The organism is Staphylococcus sp. 231237_7MaSpsaltlick, assembly GCF_043107035.1.
In genome coordinates this window covers 1-909 of sequence record NZ_JBICNX010000181.1, presented here as the reverse complement: position 1 = coordinate 909, position 909 = coordinate 1, and the positions used below count along the sequence as shown (strand labels likewise).

Genomic DNA, 909 nt, shown 5'->3' with positions numbered 1-909 from the left:
GTTAGACCTAAACCAATTAATGTTCCAATAAGGGATAGGATAAAAGTTTGTGCTAATACTACTTTTGCTAAATAGCTATTAGTGAAACCTTGTGCTTTAAGCACTCCAAATAAATTTGTTTTTTGAAGTGTTATTACATATAAAAATATACCAATTACAGTAGCAGATATGACAAATAAGAATGTAATCATAAAGTTTAATGTTAGATTTTGAGCTTGATAACCTGGTAAGTTTTCTACAAAATCATCAATTTTTATTGCTTCTAAATCATTATCTGTATTTTTATCTGCCCATTTATCGTCTTTTAGGACTATGGCGTTTGTCTTATCATTTGTAAGTTTTGGATTGATTTTCTCTATTGTTTTGTTATTAGAAAATAAGACAGGAGAGGCATTGTATTTAGCACTTTCACTAAAACCTACTATTTTCAATTTTTCATCTGATTGGGATAAAGTTAATTGATCACCAACATGAAACCCTTTATCTTTCAATGTAGCATCTGCCACTACTTCATTATTGTTTTTAACATTACTTCCTTCAATAATATTAGGTACTAAAAAGGAATCAGCTGTAACACCAAATAGTAAGGCATTTTCTTCTTGCTTACTATTAGAAGCAATCACACCTGTTTGTTTAAGTGTAGTCTGTTCTTCATATTTATCAGATAATTTATTTTTATCAAAGATAGATTGCTCAACCGTTTGGTTTGCATCTTTGTTGAGAATGATTGCATCTGCTTCCCATTTGTCTATGCCTTCTTTATTCATATTTATAAGCCCATTTGCCAAACCAGAAAGTAGAAAAAGTAAATAACTAATCATAATAAGTACACCGATAATTAAGCTGAATTTCAATTTATTTCTTTTGATTTCATTCCAAGCTAAAAACATGTATGCCTCCTGTAAAATT

At 29.3% G+C, this 909-nt stretch carries 1 protein-coding gene; it reads right to left on the bottom strand.

The genetic code is table 11. The features are described from left to right. Positions 1–890, bottom strand: an 890-nt coding sequence (locus tag ACF91D_RS30765) for an ABC transporter permease (protein WP_392438548.1), incomplete at its 3' end; no start/stop codon positions are given. Positions 891–909 lie beyond the last annotated feature (19 nt).